The sequence below is a fragment of the Kitasatospora sp. NPDC057223 genome, from assembly GCF_042669755.1.
Taxonomy (GTDB): domain Bacteria; phylum Actinomycetota; class Actinomycetes; order Streptomycetales; family Streptomycetaceae; genus Kitasatospora.
Genome location: NZ_JBHUWW010000013.1, coordinates 85027 through 100220, shown reverse-complemented (window position 1 = coordinate 100220; position 15194 = coordinate 85027). Strand labels below are relative to the sequence as shown.

At 72.2% G+C, this 15194-nt stretch carries 17 protein-coding genes; 9 read left to right on the top strand and 8 right to left on the bottom strand.

Annotation, left to right across the window (positions count from 1 at the left end; translation table 11 throughout):
* Nucleotides 1–828 precede the first annotated feature (828 nt).
* Entirely contained in the window at nt 829–1218 is a 390-nt protein-coding gene (locus tag ACFUK0_RS08170; protein ID WP_380247429.1) for a hypothetical protein, read from the bottom strand.
* 774 nt (nt 1219–1992) lie between these two features.
* Complete coding sequence (locus ACFUK0_RS08165) at nt 1993–3228, bottom strand: hypothetical protein (protein ID WP_380247427.1); 1236 nt, start codon at nt 3226–3228, stop codon at nt 1993–1995.
* Nucleotides 3229–3812: 584 nt separating this feature from the next.
* Between ACFUK0_RS08165 and ACFUK0_RS08160 the strand changes: the two genes are divergently transcribed.
* Entirely contained in the window at nt 3813–4145 is a 333-nt protein-coding gene (locus ACFUK0_RS08160; protein WP_380247425.1) for a substrate-binding domain-containing protein, read from the top strand.
* Here the strand turns inward: ACFUK0_RS08160 and ACFUK0_RS08155 are convergent.
* Nucleotides 4142–5059, bottom strand: coding sequence for a DUF6891 domain-containing protein (locus ACFUK0_RS08155; RefSeq protein ID WP_380247423.1), 918 nt, complete (start codon nt 5057–5059; stop codon nt 4142–4144). The genes ACFUK0_RS08160 and ACFUK0_RS08155 overlap by 4 nt on opposite strands.
* A gap of 111 nt (nt 5060–5170) precedes the next feature.
* Nucleotides 5171–5494 (bottom strand): hypothetical protein, encoded by a 324-nt coding sequence (locus ACFUK0_RS08150; protein ID WP_380247421.1) that lies wholly within the window; start codon nt 5492–5494, stop codon nt 5171–5173.
* 222 nt (nt 5495–5716) lie between these two features.
* On the opposite strand from ACFUK0_RS08150, the gene ACFUK0_RS08145 reads away from it, so the two are divergent.
* Together ACFUK0_RS08145 and ACFUK0_RS08140 are read left to right on the top strand one after the other, a co-directional pair.
* Nucleotides 5717–6055: a hypothetical protein gene (locus ACFUK0_RS08145; RefSeq protein ID WP_380247420.1), complete on the top strand. Its 339-nt coding sequence runs from the start codon at nt 5717–5719 to the stop codon at nt 6053–6055.
* Nucleotides 6016–6231, top strand: a complete 216-nt coding sequence (locus ACFUK0_RS08140; RefSeq protein WP_380247418.1) for a hypothetical protein — start codon at nt 6016–6018, stop codon at nt 6229–6231. The genes ACFUK0_RS08145 and ACFUK0_RS08140 overlap by 40 nt, the downstream gene beginning before the upstream one ends.
* Before the next feature lie 225 nt (nt 6232–6456).
* On the opposite strand, the gene ACFUK0_RS08135 is transcribed toward ACFUK0_RS08140, so the two are convergent.
* Nucleotides 6457–7020: a hypothetical protein gene (locus tag ACFUK0_RS08135; protein WP_380247416.1), complete on the bottom strand. Its 564-nt coding sequence runs from the start codon at nt 7018–7020 to the stop codon at nt 6457–6459.
* A gap of 458 nt (nt 7021–7478) precedes the next feature.
* On the opposite strand from ACFUK0_RS08135, the gene ACFUK0_RS08130 reads away from it, so the two are divergent.
* Genes ACFUK0_RS08130 through ACFUK0_RS08120 form a run of 3 tightly spaced genes read left to right on the top strand, consistent with a single transcriptional unit; the run spans nt 7479 to nt 10152 of the window.
* Nucleotides 7479–8924, top strand: a complete 1446-nt coding sequence (locus ACFUK0_RS08130; RefSeq protein WP_380247414.1) for a condensation domain-containing protein — start codon at nt 7479–7481, stop codon at nt 8922–8924.
* Nucleotides 8925–8968: 44 nt separating this feature from the next.
* The gene (locus tag ACFUK0_RS08125) at nt 8969–9964 is read left to right on the top strand and encodes a DUF2804 domain-containing protein (protein WP_380247413.1); all 996 of its coding nucleotides are present in this window, start codon (nt 8969–8971) and stop codon (nt 9962–9964) included.
* Nucleotides 9961–10152: a hypothetical protein gene (locus tag ACFUK0_RS08120; protein WP_380247411.1), complete on the top strand. Its 192-nt coding sequence runs from the start codon at nt 9961–9963 to the stop codon at nt 10150–10152. Before ACFUK0_RS08125 ends, ACFUK0_RS08120 begins: the two co-directional genes overlap by 4 nt.
* A gap of 16 nt (nt 10153–10168) precedes the next feature.
* Here the strand turns inward: ACFUK0_RS08120 and ACFUK0_RS08115 are convergent, their stop codons facing one another.
* Complete coding sequence (locus tag ACFUK0_RS08115) at nt 10169–10564, bottom strand: MerR family transcriptional regulator (RefSeq protein WP_380247409.1); 396 nt, start codon at nt 10562–10564, stop codon at nt 10169–10171.
* Between the two features lie 117 nt (nt 10565–10681).
* Here ACFUK0_RS08115 and ACFUK0_RS08110 point away from each other — a divergent pair, with 117 nt between their 5' ends.
* Complete coding sequence (locus tag ACFUK0_RS08110; protein ID WP_380247407.1) at nt 10682–11755, top strand: alkene reductase; 1074 nt, start codon at nt 10682–10684, stop codon at nt 11753–11755.
* Between the two features lie 75 nt (nt 11756–11830).
* On the opposite strand, the gene ACFUK0_RS08105 is transcribed toward ACFUK0_RS08110, so the two are convergent.
* Entirely contained in the window at nt 11831–12703 is an 873-nt protein-coding gene (locus ACFUK0_RS08105; RefSeq protein ID WP_380247406.1) for an aldo/keto reductase family oxidoreductase, read from the bottom strand.
* A gap of 130 nt (nt 12704–12833) precedes the next feature.
* On the opposite strand from ACFUK0_RS08105, the gene ACFUK0_RS08100 reads away from it, so the two are divergent.
* On the top strand, nt 12834–13277 hold the full coding sequence (locus ACFUK0_RS08100; RefSeq protein WP_380247404.1) for a winged helix-turn-helix transcriptional regulator: 444 nt from the start codon (nt 12834–12836) through the stop codon (nt 13275–13277).
* 310 nt (nt 13278–13587) lie between these two features.
* On the opposite strand, the gene ACFUK0_RS08095 is transcribed toward ACFUK0_RS08100, so the two are convergent.
* Entirely contained in the window at nt 13588–14148 is a 561-nt protein-coding gene (locus ACFUK0_RS08095; RefSeq protein WP_380247402.1) for a TetR/AcrR family transcriptional regulator, read from the bottom strand.
* Between the two features lie 103 nt (nt 14149–14251).
* Here ACFUK0_RS08095 and ACFUK0_RS08090 point away from each other — a divergent pair, with 103 nt between their 5' ends.
* Nucleotides 14252–15160 (top strand): NmrA family NAD(P)-binding protein, encoded by a 909-nt coding sequence (locus ACFUK0_RS08090; protein ID WP_380247401.1) that lies wholly within the window; start codon nt 14252–14254, stop codon nt 15158–15160.
* The last annotated feature ends 34 nt before the right edge of the window (nt 15161–15194 follow it).

The following is a 15194-nucleotide window of genomic DNA, read 5'->3' as shown; positions in this document are numbered from 1 at the left end:
CTCCCGCCCGGCGCCAGGCGCGCTTCAGCTCGGCACGCGTCGGCGGCAGCGCGCGGAGGTCGTCCCGCAGGTCGTTCGTCACAGCGGTGATCGTAAGGGTCGCCGCGGCGACCGAGCCCCGACGCGCCCGCCGGGCATCGGCATGGCCCGCGGGGCCGCGGGCGATGGCCCGCGCGAGTGGTCCCCGGGCGAGGGGGCAGACCGGGTTCCGTGGGGGCGGACGGGTTGGTTTCTCTCCGGGGGCGTTGTGCACAGGGCGGAGCCCTGCCTGGTCCGTGCCGGAACCCCGCTGAGAAGCCGTGCCCCAACAGCGCCTGCCGGCACGGGGCCCGGTTCCGCTCCGTTGCTTCCGCAGGCAGTACGGCATCCGTCCCCTGCCGGGGCGGTGCCACGGCGAAGGCATGGCGGCCGACCTGCTGGACGGGGATCCCGAGGGCGCGGGCACGGCTGAGGCGGCGGAGCAGCGGTGGCGGCCGGACGACTGCGCCGCTGTGCGGGCCCGGGTCACGGGGCCGATCCGGTGCAGGAGGGGCCGGATACCGGTCCCTGTGAACGTGGCGAGGGCGGGCACCGGACCGGCCGTCATGGTGAGCCCGTCCGGCGACCACGTCACCGTCCAGCCGTGGGCCTCGGCCGTGACCGACAGCTAGCGGGAGTCGGGGCCGACCGGATCTTCGGGAGCGCTCATACCGGCATCGTCGGCCACGAGCGACACCCGCTGCCCACGGCACGCCGAACCGCCGGACGAGCCCGCGTCCCCGGACGGCACCCCACGCCCACCTCCTTCGGACTCGGCCTCGCCGACTACCGTCCCAGAAGGCTGCGCGGTCAGCGCCGGCGGCTGCCGATGCGGCGGTCGTCGGCCAGTGCGGTCAGCGGGCCGAACTCGCAGGCAAGCTGGTTCCATGTCAGAACCTCGCCACAGCGGGCCGGGAACTCCTTCGGGTTGAACTCGGGCATGGTCCAGGTGCCAGTGCCCCGGTCCCGCAGCCACAGGTCCCCGTCACCGTCGACCACAGTCGGCGGGACCGGTACGGGCTCGGCCTGATCGGTGGGCTCCCAGGTGACCCGGCCCGGGTGGGAAACGCGGCGCAGCTCGGTGGTGGCCAGCCGCGCGGCCAAGTCACGGGTGGACTCTTCGGCATCCTTGACCGACGCGAGTCGGAATGCGTCGTCAAGTACGGGCAGGGCTGGATTCTTGCTGCGCTTTGAACTCATACGCTGACTTACCTCCGGTGAGGGGCGTCACATCCGTTGTGGCACCCCGTAGAGGAACACGGTATCCGAGGCGGGAGCCGGGCCTGCTACGACCACTGTCCAGGTGGAGGCGCTGGAACACCGGGAGGTGGGGCCAGGTGGTGAGCTGGTCCCGGACGTGGCGCAACCCGTGGTGGTACCGCTCAGACATGGCGGTCCGGGGCTGAGAAGGCGAGGCTGCCGGGGGCGAGCGGAGTCGGGCCGGGGCGGCTGCGGGCGCGGTCTCGCCGGGCGGCTGGCGTATGTCGGCGCCCTGCTCGACCGGATCGCCGAGATCCGCGAGGCAGCCCGGCTGATGGCCGAGGACGACGAGGCGTTCCTCGCCGCGGCGTCGGAGCTACCGATCCTCCGGGCCCGGCTGCTGCACGGCGAAAACGAGACCCTGATCACCTCCGGCCCGCCCGGCTGCGCCCCGGTGAGCAGGGTGCGACCTGGGCGGATACCCGCTCCCCGCCCCAAGGCGCCGGCGGCGGCCAGGTCGAGGTCGAGGTCGAGGTCGAGGTCGAGGTCGAGGTTGAGGTTGAGAAGGTGAGCGCTTCGAGGGAGGCGAAGGAGTCGGCGGATCCCGGACGGCCGCGTTCGCCTTCGGCCGGGCAGCTGGTGGGAGCCAGGATTCGGCGGTGGGGTGGCTGGTGGGTGGTGTCGTAGACGTGGGAGAGGAAGCGGTTGCCGGTCGCGAGGGCGTGTGGTCCACGATCAGCGACCCGCCCCGGGGGGCGGGCCGCCAGGCGGGCGTCAGCGCTTCCAGACGGTCGCGCGCCAGGTGGTCGGGTTGCCGGCGCCGTCGGTGCCGACGGCGAAGCCGGCGATCAGGCCTGCATCGTTGACCGAGAAGGCGGCGGCGTAGGGGCCGAGCGGCCCCGCCGGGAGGGGGACGGCCGTGCCGTCGGGCTTCCAGAGCAGGGCCTTGTCCAGGGCGGGGTTGCCGGCCGGTGGCCAGGCGTAGCCGACTGCCGTCCCACGGTTGTTGACCCCGAGTACCTCGCCGGCGGCCTCGGCCGGATTGGCGAGCACGGTGCGGGTGCCGTTCGCGTTCCAGCGGGCCGTCTCGCCGTTCGGGTCGTCGTCCAGCGAGGCTCCCACGGCGGTGGCAGACCGGTTCACGTCGTACCCCCGCCCGCGCCCGGCGTCGCGGACGGTGCCGTCCGCCGCCCACACCAGCACGTGGTCGTACTCCGTGCTCCCGGCCGGCCGTCCCTGTCCGAGGATCACGCCGTTGTCGGTGATGCGGCTGGTCCGGGCCCCGACGATCCCCGTCGGGAGGGGTAGGGCGCTCACCGCGCCCGCCGCGTTCCACCGCACCGGACGCGCGGGGCGGTCGGCGGCGGCGTCCTGTTCGGACCAGCCGACGGCCGTGCCGAGGTTGTTGATTGCCGTCGCGGTGCCGCTGGTGTCGCCGGGCAGCAGCGGTAGGTGCGTCCTACGGCCGTCGGGCTGCCAGCGCAGCGGGCGGGGGCGGGAGTCCTCACCGTAGGTGTCGCCGACCGTGACCCCGTGGTCGTTGACGGCCGATGTGTGGCCGCCCTGCGAGCCATCCGGCAGCGCCAATCGGGTCGGGGCGGTTCCACCCGGGGTCCAGCGGACGGGGTGGAGGCTGGGCGTGCTGTCGTAGGAGAGGCCGGCCACCCAACCGGCGTCGCTCAGCGCGGTCGCGGTGCTGAATCGTTCACCGGGCAGCGGCGCCAGCCGGGCGTAATTGGACAGGCCGGGGCGGCCGGGGTGACCGACGTTCCAGCGGATCGCCAACGGCCCGGTTGAGCCCTCCAGGTAGTACTCGCCGACGACCGTGCCGCCGCTGTTCAGCCCCTTGGTGAAGCTGTGGAGAGCGCCCGGCGGGATCGGGAGCAGCCGTGAGGTCAGTGGGGCCTCGGTGGGTGCGGCCGTCGCCACGGGCACCGAGCCCAGGAGGAGCAGGGCAGTTGCCGCTGCGGTGGCAAGGGTGGCAGGACGGGGAACGCGCAAGCGGGTCATCCGAAGGCTCCTGTCTCGTCAGGGACATCGACTTGCGTGTCGACTGTCCGAAGCCGGGAGGGAGCCCGTGATGAAGCTCAAGTCTCCACTTCCCCGGGCCCGTCGGCAGGCAGATCGTCGGAACGGCTGAATTCGTACGCTCGTTCACTTCCCGCACCCCACTGTGTGGCAGGTCCTCCGGCCGACGGAGCGCCACCCGACGACTCTCGGCCACGGGCCCGCCGTCAGGTGTCCGAGGCGGTCCACAGCAGGGTGGCCCGGAGGTCGAGTCGGTGCTCCGGCCCGGGTGCCGTTGGTGGGTGCGATGAACCGGAACGGCGGACTGCTCGCCGCCCGGCACTTGCTGGAGCCGGGCCACCGCTGGATCGCGGTCGTCGACGGCCCGGCCGAGCTGTTCTGCTGCCGGGCCCGCCTCGACGGCTTCCGGGCGGCGGCGATGGACGCCGCCGGGGGGCGTCCACAGCCGGCTCATTCGGCATGCGCCGCTCCGTGTCGAGGGCGGCCGGGCGGAGGGGCGCCACCTGCTGGGACTGTCCGAACCGCCGACGGCTGTGTTCGCCGCCAACGACCTGTAGGCCTTGAGGGTGTACGAGGCCGCGCGTGAGGCCGCGATGCGGATTCCGCAGGACCTGAGCGTGGTGGGCTTCGACGACCTGCTGGTCGCGCAGTGGTCGGTTCTCGCGCTGACGACGGTGCGTCAGCCACTGTCGCAGATGGGTGCAGTGTCGGCAGAGATGGTGCTGGAGCCGGCGGCCGGCCGGCGCCCGCCGCAGGACCGGATCGAGCTTCCGACGACCCTGACTGTCCGTCGAGTACGCCGTGAGGGCCTCGTGGATGTCGGGCGGCAGGTTGTTCAGCCGGCGCTTGCTGCCGAGGCCGCCGCAGTGGTGCGCCTGATGCTCCTGACGTGTTGCTAGCCGATCAGGCGGCGGCGCCAGTCCAGGGGGGTGATGGTGATGGCCTGTCCGGGGTTGTGGTCCCAGTCGGTGCGCAGGCCGGCTGCTTCGAGGGCGGTCACGATCTCGTGGCCAATGGCGACGGTGGTGGTGGGCGAGTCGTCGAAGCCGCCGTAGAGGAGTGTCAGTCCGTGACCGGCGGCGGCGGAGTCCGTGCACTGGGAGTGGAAGTAGACGAAGCCGCGGGCGTCGGGTCCGCCTTCGCCGCCGATGTCGGACTGGCCGCAGGTGCGGCAACAGGTGAAGTTCTCGCGGGCGGTGATCCCCGACTCCTGGAGGGCGGTGAACGCGCGGGTGAGCCGCTCGGGGTCCGTCTCGCCCCGCCAGTGGGCCTGCTCCGCGACGCGCTCCAGCCACATCCGGTCGGCCAGGGCCTGTGCCTGCCCGCGCGAAACGGGCCGGCGCTCCGCGGTGACCAGGTACTCCTCGGCGAGTTCCGCCAGTTCGGCGCGGGTGGCGTAGCCGCCGGCCAGCACCTCGCGGACACGCTGCTCCAGCTCGTCGCGCTCGCCTTCGTCGAGGTCGAGCGGCGGCACCTCGCGGACGGGGCCCATGTCCAGCAGGGACCAGGCCAGGCCGCTGTCCCAGCCGGGCTCCTGCGCGGCCCAGCCGGCCATCGCCGCGATCACGGCCTCGGCGCCGTCGACGGTCACCTCGAAGTGCCGGTCGGCGGCGCCGTCGCGGTGCTCCAGCGTGTAGTGGCCGCCGGCCTTGTGCAGGACCTGGGCGTAGACGTCGGGCAGGTCGGGTATCCGCTGGGCCACCAGGAACTGGTCACCGTCACCGCCGATCCGCCGGACCAGCCCGGCCAGTTCCTCGGCGGACACACCTTCGTGCCGCTCCCGGTTCTCCGTCTGCACCACGATCTTCAGCATCCGCAGACTCTGGCACATCCCCCTGACGGGCGTGCGAGCGGCGTGTGCCGGTCCTGGTGCGGGCTCGGCTTCGCCGGCGCCCCGTTGCGGTTGTTTCGGAGTGGGCGGGGCTCAGTCGACGTTCGGGACCGGCAGGCCGAGTTCGCCGCAGGTCGACAGGGCGTAGTCGTAGTCCTCCGATTCCAGTCCGAGGTGCCCCGGCCACCCGATGCCGTCGACGTTCCGGGTGATGTCTCCCAGCCTGCCGCCGTCCTCCCGCCCTGCGCGGTGGATCTGTTCCATCACCGCCGGCTGGTAGGTCCGGCCGTCCAGGCCCTGCAGGGCCCGGCACACCACCCGGTCCTCGGCCTGCCGGTTCAGGTGCCACGCCGTCCCGCCGGCCGATGCCAGCGCGAGCACCGCCGCCATCACCCCGAACTTCTTCCCCCACGTCACAGCAGGGATCATGGCACAGCGCGGTGGTACGGGTCTCTGCGAATGCCCGGCGGCCGCCGTCAGGGCAGGGGCCCCGTTGTTCCCCCCGGGCACGTAGTCCGCGGCCGCCGCCGTCCGCCAGGCCTGCCCCGCCGCCGGCACCCGACGGACCGTCATCAGGGGCGCACCGGCGGTAGAGTCCGGACGGCCGCCCACGGCGACCAACAGGCAGGGGAACCCGGCATGCTCGGACGACACAGGATGCGCAGCCGGACGGTCGCGACCCTGCTGGCCGTCTCGACCGCCGGCGCCGGGATCTTCGCGTTGCGCCCCGGCTCGCTCTCGCACCACATCGTCAGCGGAACCGTCTTCGCGATGATGCTCCTGAACCTGCTCTCGGTGTACCTGGGCCCCTACCTGGTGCGGCGCGCGGCGAAGACGGGCCGCTTGAAGGGCCGGCACTCCACGATCACGAGCACAGCCCCCACCGATGAGACCGCCACCCCCTGCCCCCCACCGAGCCGGGAAAGTAGAGTGCGGTCATGGCCCAGCAGCACCGGCTCACGTGGTGGTATGTCCTGACCTTCGGGGCACTTCCCGCCCTGGCAGTCCTCGACGTCGCAGTGATCGCCCTGGTCGGCGGGCTGCTGCTCCCGGAGCTCTTCGGGGCCCTCGCGATGGTCGGCGTCGCCCTCCTGATCCTGCTCAGGGTCCGTCCCCGTGGGGACCGCGAGCCGCCCTCCGAGGGCGCCGGCTGACGGGGCGGGCCGGGACTTGCGTGACCCCGGCAGGTTGTCCCAGGCCTGTGTCCTGGGTCATCGGCCTCCCGTTTCCCTGGTGGGGAGGTCGCGCGGCGGCCCTGGGTGGCCCGCGTGGAGATAGTCCTTGGCGGATCCTTCCTGGTTGAGCACGCGCCGTGGGCCGCGGAGCGCAGGGTGCCGGCCGTGGCTCGCTCGGCACCCTGCAAGCGTGGGCCGGGCCGGTCAGCCGGGCCGGTCGGCGGCGAAGTCCGGAGTGGTCAGGTCAATGATGATCGAGTTGCCCAGGTTGTTGGTGAAGGCCGCTGTCGGCCAGTCGACGGAGATCCGGACGAACTCGTTCGAATCGGAGAGGTGCAGTAGCCAGACCAGTCTCCGGTCCGCGTCGAACCGGGCGAGGAGGCCTTCCGACCCGAGTGACCCGCCACCGCCGCACAGGTGTCCCGAGCCGTCTGGCAGTGCGGCCTCGGCGAAGACGCTGACCGAGGTCACCATCTCGGGGTCGTCCGCCATGAGCTCGTCCAGGTCGACCGGCTCACCGAGCGTGAAGTCCTCCACGGCCGGTCCTCCGACGTCGGCGTCCCGGGACCGGCCGTCCGCCCGGAACAGTCCATCCCAGGCCGGCGCCCAGCCTTCGGCCCACATCTCGTCGAGTTGGCTCACCACTTCGCCCCCCACTTCCGCTTCCGACGGAACGCGGTATCCGTTCTCGTCCCGGTTCTCCTTGCTCGTCATCCGCAACTCGGAAACGTCGAGGTGGCCGTCGGCGTCGGGGGAGGGGGATCTCACGGCTCAGGCACCCGCAGCACCGTCTTCGCGGCCGTCTCCAGCACTCGCTGGTCGTGCTCGTCGTCCCGGTCGGCGAGGGCGCGCCCCCACATGGCGGCCGGTAGACGGCCGGGCGGGACAAGGTAGCTGGTCGGGCTGTTCCTGGAGGGCGGGTTGAGTCTCCGCGTCGACGTGGACGACACCGAGCGCCGGTCACGGCGGGTGGTTAGTTCCCCGGATCGATGAGTTCGCCGGCCCCGTGCTCCACACCGCCCGGTGGGACCACTCCGTCGACCTGACCGGGCGCCGGATGGTGCACCACTTCGGCAACGCCGTGCGGCGGTGCGGGCCGCCCCTGCCGGAGCGGCCGCTCGCGCGATAATCTGCTCGCGTGCGCTCGCGGGGATCGGGAGCCTCACCCCGGGCGATGCGCGCGGGGGCCGGGGCGGCGGCGCACACGAATCCTGGAGGCACCGGCGATGAGCGACAGAGAAGCGCGCCACGCACACCCGATCCGCCTGCCCGGCGAAGGCGACGGGCACCAACTGCCCGGCCCCGCCGAGCGCGTGACCGTCACCTTCGAGGGTCTGGACGCGGGCGTCGAGGAGCTGACCTGGGGGCAGTGGTCGATCTGGGAGGCGATGTCGCGCCACGGCTCCTGGATGCCGCTGGGCGGCAGGAAGCCGCTGGAGGCCGGCGTGTCCGTCCGCGACGTCGCGGAGGAACTGCGGTACCTGATGACCCGCTACCCCTCGATGCGCACCCGGCTGCGCTTCGACGCCGGGCCCGATCCCGTGCAGGAGCTGTTCGGATCGGGCGAGGCCTTCATCGAGATCCACGACGTCCCTGACGACGAGGAGCCCGAGGAGACGGCCGCCGCCGTCGAGGCACACTACCGACACGCACCCTTCGCCTTCGCGGACGACTGGCCGGTACGCATGGCCGTCATCCGGCGGCGCGGCGAACTCACACACATGGTCGCCGTCATGTGCCATCTGGTGACCGACGTCGCAGGCGCGCGGGCGATGCTGCAGGAGGTGGCCGCCAGGACCACCACCCCGTCCGTGGGCATGCAGCAACTGGAGCAGGCCCGCTGGCAGCGCTCCGCGGCCGGCCGCCTCCAGGACGACAGGTCGCTGCGCCACCACGAGAAGCTGCTGACCGCGATCACACCGCGCCCCCTGCCCAGCTCGGCGCAGCCGCCCGGTCCTCGGTACTGGAGCGCCGAACTCCGGTCCCTCGCGCTGCGGCCTGCGGCCCAGGCCGTTGCGCAGCGCACCGGCGCGACGCCGTCCACGGTGCTGCTGGCTCTGTACGCGGTCGCTCTCGCACGCGTCACGGCCGTCAACCCGGTGGTGGTGCGGCCCATCGTGGGCAACCGCTTCCGCCCGGGCCTGGCGAACGTGGTGTGCATGCTCTCGCAGCTCGGCCTCTGCGTGCTCGACGTGGCGGACACCACCGTCGACGAGGCAGTGGCCCGCACGCGGCGCGCCACCCTGAGCGCGTACAAGTACGGGTACTACAACCCGCGGCGGCTCGCGGAACTGATCGACCGGGTCTCCCGGGAGCGCGGCCCCGGGTTCGACATCTCGTGCGTGTTCAACGACCGCCGTGACGAGTTCCCCGGCGACGGGGCGCCGGCGGCGCTCACCCTGGAGCAGGCGCGCGCCGCAGGTGACGGCAGTGTGTTCCGCTGGGCGGGAAAGACCGACAGGCCGTCCGAGCGCCTGTTCCTGAACGTCGAGGAGGAACCGGAGGGCATCCTGCTCAGCTTCACCGCGGACACCCGCCACTTTCCCCCCGCGCGGTTCGAGACGCTGCTCCGGAGCGTCGAGGACCTCGCGGTCGGGGCCGCCCTCGACCCCGCGGCGCCCACCGGCGTAGCATCGGCCGACACCCGTTTCAGGCCTGCACGGACGTTGTGACCGGCACCCGCAGTCAGGGCCATCGACGAGAGGCTCCGACTGACGTGAGTGCCCTGCCCCTGCCCGAGATCACCGCAGCCGTCGACCTGTGCCTGCCGAACGGGCGGTTGAACCCCGCGGCCGTCGGCTGGACCCGGCAGCCGCTGCACCGCGCCGGCCTGCGTGGCTGGGGCCGGACCAAGCGCTGGGAGTACTGGGGGATCGTCACTCCCCGGCACATCGTGGGCCTGGTCGTGTCGTCGCTGGACTACGCGGCGGTGAACGGCGTCTACGTCCTGGACCGGGAGACCGGCGTGGAGCTCGCGAAGGACGCCGTGGTGCCGTTCGCCCGCGGGGTGCGGTTGCCGGACGGCAGCGGTGCCGGTACCGCCTCGGCGCGCGGCGGCGGAGTGGACATCGTCGTCGAGCAGCGGTCCGACGGCACGACGATCAGGGCGGCCGCGCCCGCGATCGGCTTCGGGATGGACCTGGAGGTGCCGCTGCCGCAGGGACACGAGTCGCTGGGGGTGGTGGTGCCGTGGTCGGCGAAGCGGTTCCAGTACACGGTCAAGGACGTCGGCCGGCCGGTGTCCGGGGAGCTGCGTCTGGACGGGTCCGGTGAGTTCACGGTCGATGCGGCCGACTCGTTCGCCGTCCTGGACCACGGTCGCGGCAGGTGGCCCTACCGGATCTCGTGGAACTGGGCCGCGGGCGCGGCGCCCGGCCGGGCGATCCAGCTCGGCGGGAGGTGGACCGACGGCACCGGCTCGACGGAGAACGCCCTGTTCGTGGACGGCCGGCTCCACAAGATCCACGAGGAGCTGGCCTGGTCCTACGACCCCGCCGACTGGCTCCGGCCGTGGCGGATCACCGGTCCGCGGGTCGAGGCCGACTTCCACCCCTTCCATCTGCGGGCCACCCGCACGGAACTCGGTCTGCTCGGCAACCGCACCAACCAGTGCTTCGGCAGGTTCACCGGCCGGGCCCGCACCGACGACGGTGAGTGGATCGCCCTGGACGGTCTGACCGGCTGGGCCGAGGAGGTCCACAACCGCTGGTGAACGGGTTCCTGTTCGGCCGCTACTGGGAGGTCGGACCGCAGGTGACCCTGGATGTGCCCGCTCCCTTGCTGGTCCCGGGAGCGAACACCGTCACTGTGGCGGAGCGGGAGCGCGTCGGCGACTGCGTCGAGCCGCGCTCCGGACCGGGACTCGGGCTCTGCGGGGAGTACATCGAGTTGTCCTCCTGAGGACGTCGGCGGGGGATCAGCCACCCGCTGCCGTCCGGGATACCGGGGCCGTCCCCAGCTGTTCCCGGTGCGCCCTGGCCGTGGCCGTCAGCGCGTCGAGTGCGGCTCTGGTCCGTACGAGGTCGGCGATGTGCGCGGAGAGCCGGTCGCGCTCCAGCGCCATCCGCTCCAGCGCGGAGTCGGAGTTGGCCTCGCTGGGCGCGTCGACGCAGGGCAGCAGCTCGACGATGGTTCGGCTGGACAGGCCGGCGGCGTACAGCCGTTGGACGAACGTGACCCGCTCGACGTCACCGTCCGTGTAGTGCCGCTGCCCGCTGGCACTGCGGGTGCTGGCCAGCAGCCCCTGCTCCTCGTAGTAGCGCACGGACCTGACGCTGACTCCGGCCCGTGACGCGAGCTCCCCGATCCGCACAAGGCCCTCCCGGCTGAGTTCTGCGTCACAGACACTTGCCTCTGACGTCAGTGTGAGGTTTTAGCGTAGCTGCTGTGCCCGAGGTTCGGGTGCCGCGGAGCGCGGAGGAGTCCTGACATGATGACCCTTTTCACCAGCTACCCACTTGGCGGCCTGACCTTGCCCAACCGGGTGGTCATGGCTCCGATGAGCCGGGTCCGGGCCGCCGCCGGCGGTCTCGCGACACCGTCGATGGCGACCTACTACGCCCAGCGGTCCACGGCCGGACTGATCGTCAGCGAGGGTGTGCAGCCGAGCGTGGTCGGACAGTCCAACCCGGGTACGCCGGGGCTGCACACCGACGAGCAGGTCGCCGCGTGGCGCCCGGTGACCGCCGCCGTCCACGCCAACGGCGGCCGGATCTTCGCCCAGATCATGCACGGCGGCCGGGTCTCGCATCCCGACACCACCGGCCTGCAGCCGGTCGGGCCCTCGGCCGTCCCGGCCGTCGGCGACGTGTTCACCCCCACCGGGCCCCAGCCCGCCCCGATGCCACGCGCCCTGGAGACGGCCGAAGTACCCGAACACGCCCTGTCGTACGCCCGGGCCGCCAGTCGTGCCGTCGATGCGGGCTTCGACGGCGTGGAGCTGCACGGCGCGAACGGCTACCTGATCTCGCAGTTCCTGTCGTCCAACGCCAACGTGCGAGCCGACCGCTACGGAGGTTCGATCGCCAACCGGATCAGGTTCGCCGTCGAGGCCGTCACCGCCACCGTCGAGGCCGTCGGCGCGAGCAGGACCGGTATCCGGCTCTCGCCGGGCGGGACGTTCTGGGGCGTCGAGGAGAGTGACGTCAGTGCCCTCTACGCCGCGTTGCTGACCGAACTGGCCCCGCTCGGCCTGGCCTACGTGCACCTGGAGGCGACCGCGGACGAGGAGGTGCTCGTCGCGCTGCGCCGGGCCTGGCCGGGCACCCTCGTCGTCAACCCCGTACTTCCGATGGGACCGAAGCAGACCGGCCGGGACGATGCCGACCGCTGGCTCGGCCTGGGTGCCGATCTCATCAGTTTCGGCCGGGCCTTCATCGCCAACCCCGACCTGGTCGAACGGCTGCGGAGCGGGCTTCCGATCGCCCCCGTCGACGAGGCCACGTACTTCCAGGGCGGTGACGCGGGCTATCTGACCTACCCGGCGTACCAGTACGCGGCCTGACGGCGCGTCGCGGCGAACGTGCGGCAGTCGGCCCGGCCGGCCGCGACGTCCGCGGCGCTGCTGCCTGCCGTGGGGTTAGCGGCCGATCTTGTCCAGCTCGGCGAGATCGTCCTCGGAGAGCTGGAGTTCCGCGCCTGCGACGTTCTCTCGCAGGTGTGCCACCGACGAGGTGCCGGGGATCAGCAGGATGTTCGGCGACCGCTGCAACAGCCAGGTCAGGGCGACCGACATCGACGTCGCATCCAGCCGGGTGGCCACGGCCGTGAGTGCGGAGGACTGCAGCGGGCTGAAGCCGCCGAGGGGGAAGAAGGGCACATAGGCGATGTCCTGTTCGGCGAGTTCGTCGATCAGCTCGTCGTCCTGGCGGTGGGCGAGGTTGTACATGTTCTGGACGCACACGATCGGCGCGATCGAGCGTGCCTCCGCGACCTGTGCCGTCGTCGCGTTGCTCACGCCGAGGTGCCGGATCAGTCCCTGCTGCTGGAGTTCGACGAGTGTTTCGAACGCCTCGGCGAGCGAACCGGCCACGGGGCCCTGGGCGTCGCCGAGCCGGAGGTTGACCACATCCAGCGTGTCGAGGCCGAGGTTCTCCAGGTTCTCGGTGACGGCCCTGCGCAGCTCTTCGGGCTTACGTGCCGGGGGCCAGCCGCCCTCCTGGTCCCTGGTCGCGCCGACCTTGGTCACGATGTGCAGCGCGTCGGAGTACGGGTGCAGGGCCTCGCGGATCAGCTGGTTGGTGATGTGCGGCCCGTAGGCGTCGGCGGTGTCGATGTGGGTGATGCCGAGGCCGACGGCCTCGCTCAGGACGGCGAGTGCGCCGTCGCGGTCGGCGGGCGGGCCCATGACCCAGGGGCCCGCGAGCTGCATGGCGCCGTAGCCGAACCGGGTGACGGTCAGGTCGCCCAGGTCCCAGGTGCCGCCGGGCAGCGAAACGGAGAGGGTGCTCATCGTGGGCCTTTCGTGTCGAGCCAGGGGATGGTGCCTGGCGGTTCCTTGCACCACTATTGGTACGTAGCTTCCTGTCGGGAAGTAGGCACTTCCGAGTTCGTAGGGCACCCGCAGGTGAGAGGAACGGTCCATGGCGACGATGACGGCGGCCCAGCGCAGGGCACAGGCCAAGGTGGAGTACGACGCCTTCGTGGCGGCCTGTCCCAGCCGCAAGCTGCTCGACCGGATCTCCGACAAGTGGGTCACGCTGATCCTGGCCGCGCTCGGGAGCGACAGTGCGTATGAGCCCGGCGCCGACTGCGCCGGCGGGCCCCGGGTGATGCGCTACTCGGAGCTGCAGCGCCTGCTGGCCGGCGTCAGTCAGAAGATGCTCACCCAGACGCTGCGCTCCCTGGAGCGCGACGGCCTGGTGTCCCGCACCGTGGTGCCGACCGTGCCGGTCACGGTCTCCTACGAGCTGACCGATCTCGGCCTGTCGCTGTACGGGATGATGCGGGGTCTCAAGGCCTGGGCCGAGGTGCACATGGACGACGTGCTCACCAACCGCCAGGCCTACGACACCCGCGTCGCCTGAACCACAACAGGGTTGCTGACCAGCGGGAACAGTCTGCGCGTGAGAGGCCGGGCAGAGTGGAAGGGGTTCTGAGGCCCGGCCGGCGAGGATTGGACAGTTCTCGGGAACACATTCGGAGGGCACGAGCCCGGAACGCCGCAGCCCTGCAGGTCACGGCAATGCCGTTGGACGCCGATACGCGGAAGCCACAACGGTCCGGACGGTCCCGGCCCGTCACGGGACGGATGCGGTAGAGGTTGTCCGGGAGGGTCGTGCCCGGTGCCCGGTGCCCGGTGCCCGGTGCCCGGTGCCCGGGGCGGGGGCGCCTGCGTCACATGTGCGGGCTGATGCCCCGTACGGTCAGGGCGAGCAGCCTGTTCGCCTCGGCGGCGGGGTCCGGATGGTGCTCCGTGGCGAGGGCGAGGCCGGTGACCAGTGAGATCAGGTCGGCGGTGGTCACCTCGGCCGCCACCGCCCCGGCCCGTGCGGCACGGTGCAGCAGCGGATCGACCGCGCCGCCGAGCCGGGCCGAGCAGACGTTCAGGTGGTCCGCGTCGTCCGTCGCGTCCTGGAGCAGCGCGTCGGCCATGCCGCGGGCGGAGGTCGCGTACGTGGTGAGGGAGCCCAGCCAGTCCAGCAGCGCGGTCCGGGGATCGTCCGCGTCGACGAGATCCGCGGCACGGGCACACAGGGCGTCGATCCGGTTGCTGAACACGGCCTCCAGCAGGGCCCGGCGGTTGGGGAAGTGCCGGCGCACGGTGGCCGATCCGACTCCGGCGGTGCGGGCGATCTGCTCCAGGGAGGCTTCTGCGCCGTGCGCGGCGACCTCCGCCTCGGCCACGGCGAGGATCCGCGCGTAGTTGCGCCGTGCGTCCGCGCGCTGGCCCGTCATGGCGTCATCTCCGTGCTTGCTAAGTGGCGGGGTCCTCCGTATCGTAGCCGACGGTAAACGGCGGGGCCCGCCGTTTATGTCCGGATGTCATCCGAGGAGAAGCATGAGCACAGATTCCGCCCCCGTTCTGGTCGTCGGCGCCACAGGTCGCCAGGGCGGCGCCACCGCCCGCGCCCTGCTCGCGGCAGGTGTTCCCGTCCGGGCGCTGGTCCGCGACCCCGCCACCGCCCGGGCGAGGGCCGTCGAGGCGCTCGGCGGCGAACTGGTCACCGGCGACCTCGACGACCGGGGCTCCGTGAGCCGGGCGGCCGTGGGAGCGCGCGCCGTCTTCTCCGTCCAGATGCCCGACATGGACGGCCGCGGATTCGAGGGCGAGGTCGCACAGGCCGTCAACCTGATCGAAGGCGCGCGTGCCGCCGGCGTCACCCAGTTCGTGCACACCTCCGTCTCCGGCGCAGGACAGCACGTCGACTGGGTTGCCGGCCGCTGGGCCTGGATGGAGCCCTACTACGCCGCCAAGGCCGGGATCCAGGACCGGGTCCGTGAGGCGGGCTTCGCGCACTGGACGCTCATCAAGCCGGGGTTCTTCATGGAGAACTTCCAGCCCTCCGCGCAGATCATGTTCCCCCGTGGGGTCGAGGGCGGCCTGGTGAGCCTGCTGAAGCCCGCGACCCGGCTGTCCCTGATTGCTGTCGACGACATCGGTACGGCCGCCGCGGCGGCCGTCGCTGAGCCGGAGCGGTTCGACCGGGTCGAGCTTGAACTGGCCGGCGACTTCCTGACGATGACGGACATCGCCGCGGTCCTCTCGCACGCCCTGGGCACCGAGCTGGCCGCGCCCGACATGACTGACGAGGAGGCGACCGCCGCCGGGATGCCCGGCATGGGCTTCGCGCAGGCCCGTATCAACGAGTACTCCCAGCCCGCCCGCCCCGGGTTCGCCCGGGACCTCGGACTGCCCCTCACCAGCTTTGGTACCTGGGCGCGGGAGCACCTCACGGGCGCCGGGTGACGCCGGCCCCCCGGAAGGCGGATACCGGGCAATG

What these genes read in the sequence shown, in the direction of transcription:
- ACFUK0_RS08105 (WP_380247406.1), bottom strand. Translation starts at nt 12,703, where the DNA reads ATGAGCACCCTCTCCGTTTCGCTGCCCGGCGGCACCTGGGACCTGGGC.
- ACFUK0_RS08170 (WP_380247429.1), bottom strand. Translation starts at nt 1,218, where the DNA reads ATGAGTTCAAAGCGCAGCAAGAATCCAGCCCTGCCCGTACTTGACGAC.
- ACFUK0_RS08140 (WP_380247418.1), top strand. Translation starts at nt 6,016, where the DNA reads ATGGCCCAGCAGCACCGGCTCACGTGGTGGTATGTCCTGACCTTCGGG.
- ACFUK0_RS08165 (WP_380247427.1), bottom strand. Translation starts at nt 3,228, where the DNA reads ATGACCCGCTTGCGCGTTCCCCGTCCTGCCACCCTTGCCACCGCAGCG.
- ACFUK0_RS08155 (WP_380247423.1), bottom strand. Translation starts at nt 5,059, where the DNA reads ATGCTGAAGATCGTGGTGCAGACGGAGAACCGGGAGCGGCACGAAGGT.
- ACFUK0_RS08095 (WP_380247402.1), bottom strand. Translation starts at nt 14,148, where the DNA reads ATGACGGGCCAGCGCGCGGACGCACGGCGCAACTACGCGCGGATCCTC.
- ACFUK0_RS08100 (WP_380247404.1), top strand. Translation starts at nt 12,834, where the DNA reads ATGGCGACGATGACGGCGGCCCAGCGCAGGGCACAGGCCAAGGTGGAG.
- ACFUK0_RS08110 (WP_380247407.1), top strand. Translation starts at nt 10,682, where the DNA reads ATGATGACCCTTTTCACCAGCTACCCACTTGGCGGCCTGACCTTGCCC.
- ACFUK0_RS08130 (WP_380247414.1), top strand. Translation starts at nt 7,479, where the DNA reads ATGAGCGACAGAGAAGCGCGCCACGCACACCCGATCCGCCTGCCCGGC.
- ACFUK0_RS08145 (WP_380247420.1), top strand. Translation starts at nt 5,717, where the DNA reads ATGCTCGGACGACACAGGATGCGCAGCCGGACGGTCGCGACCCTGCTG.
- ACFUK0_RS08090 (WP_380247401.1), top strand. Translation starts at nt 14,252, where the DNA reads ATGAGCACAGATTCCGCCCCCGTTCTGGTCGTCGGCGCCACAGGTCGC.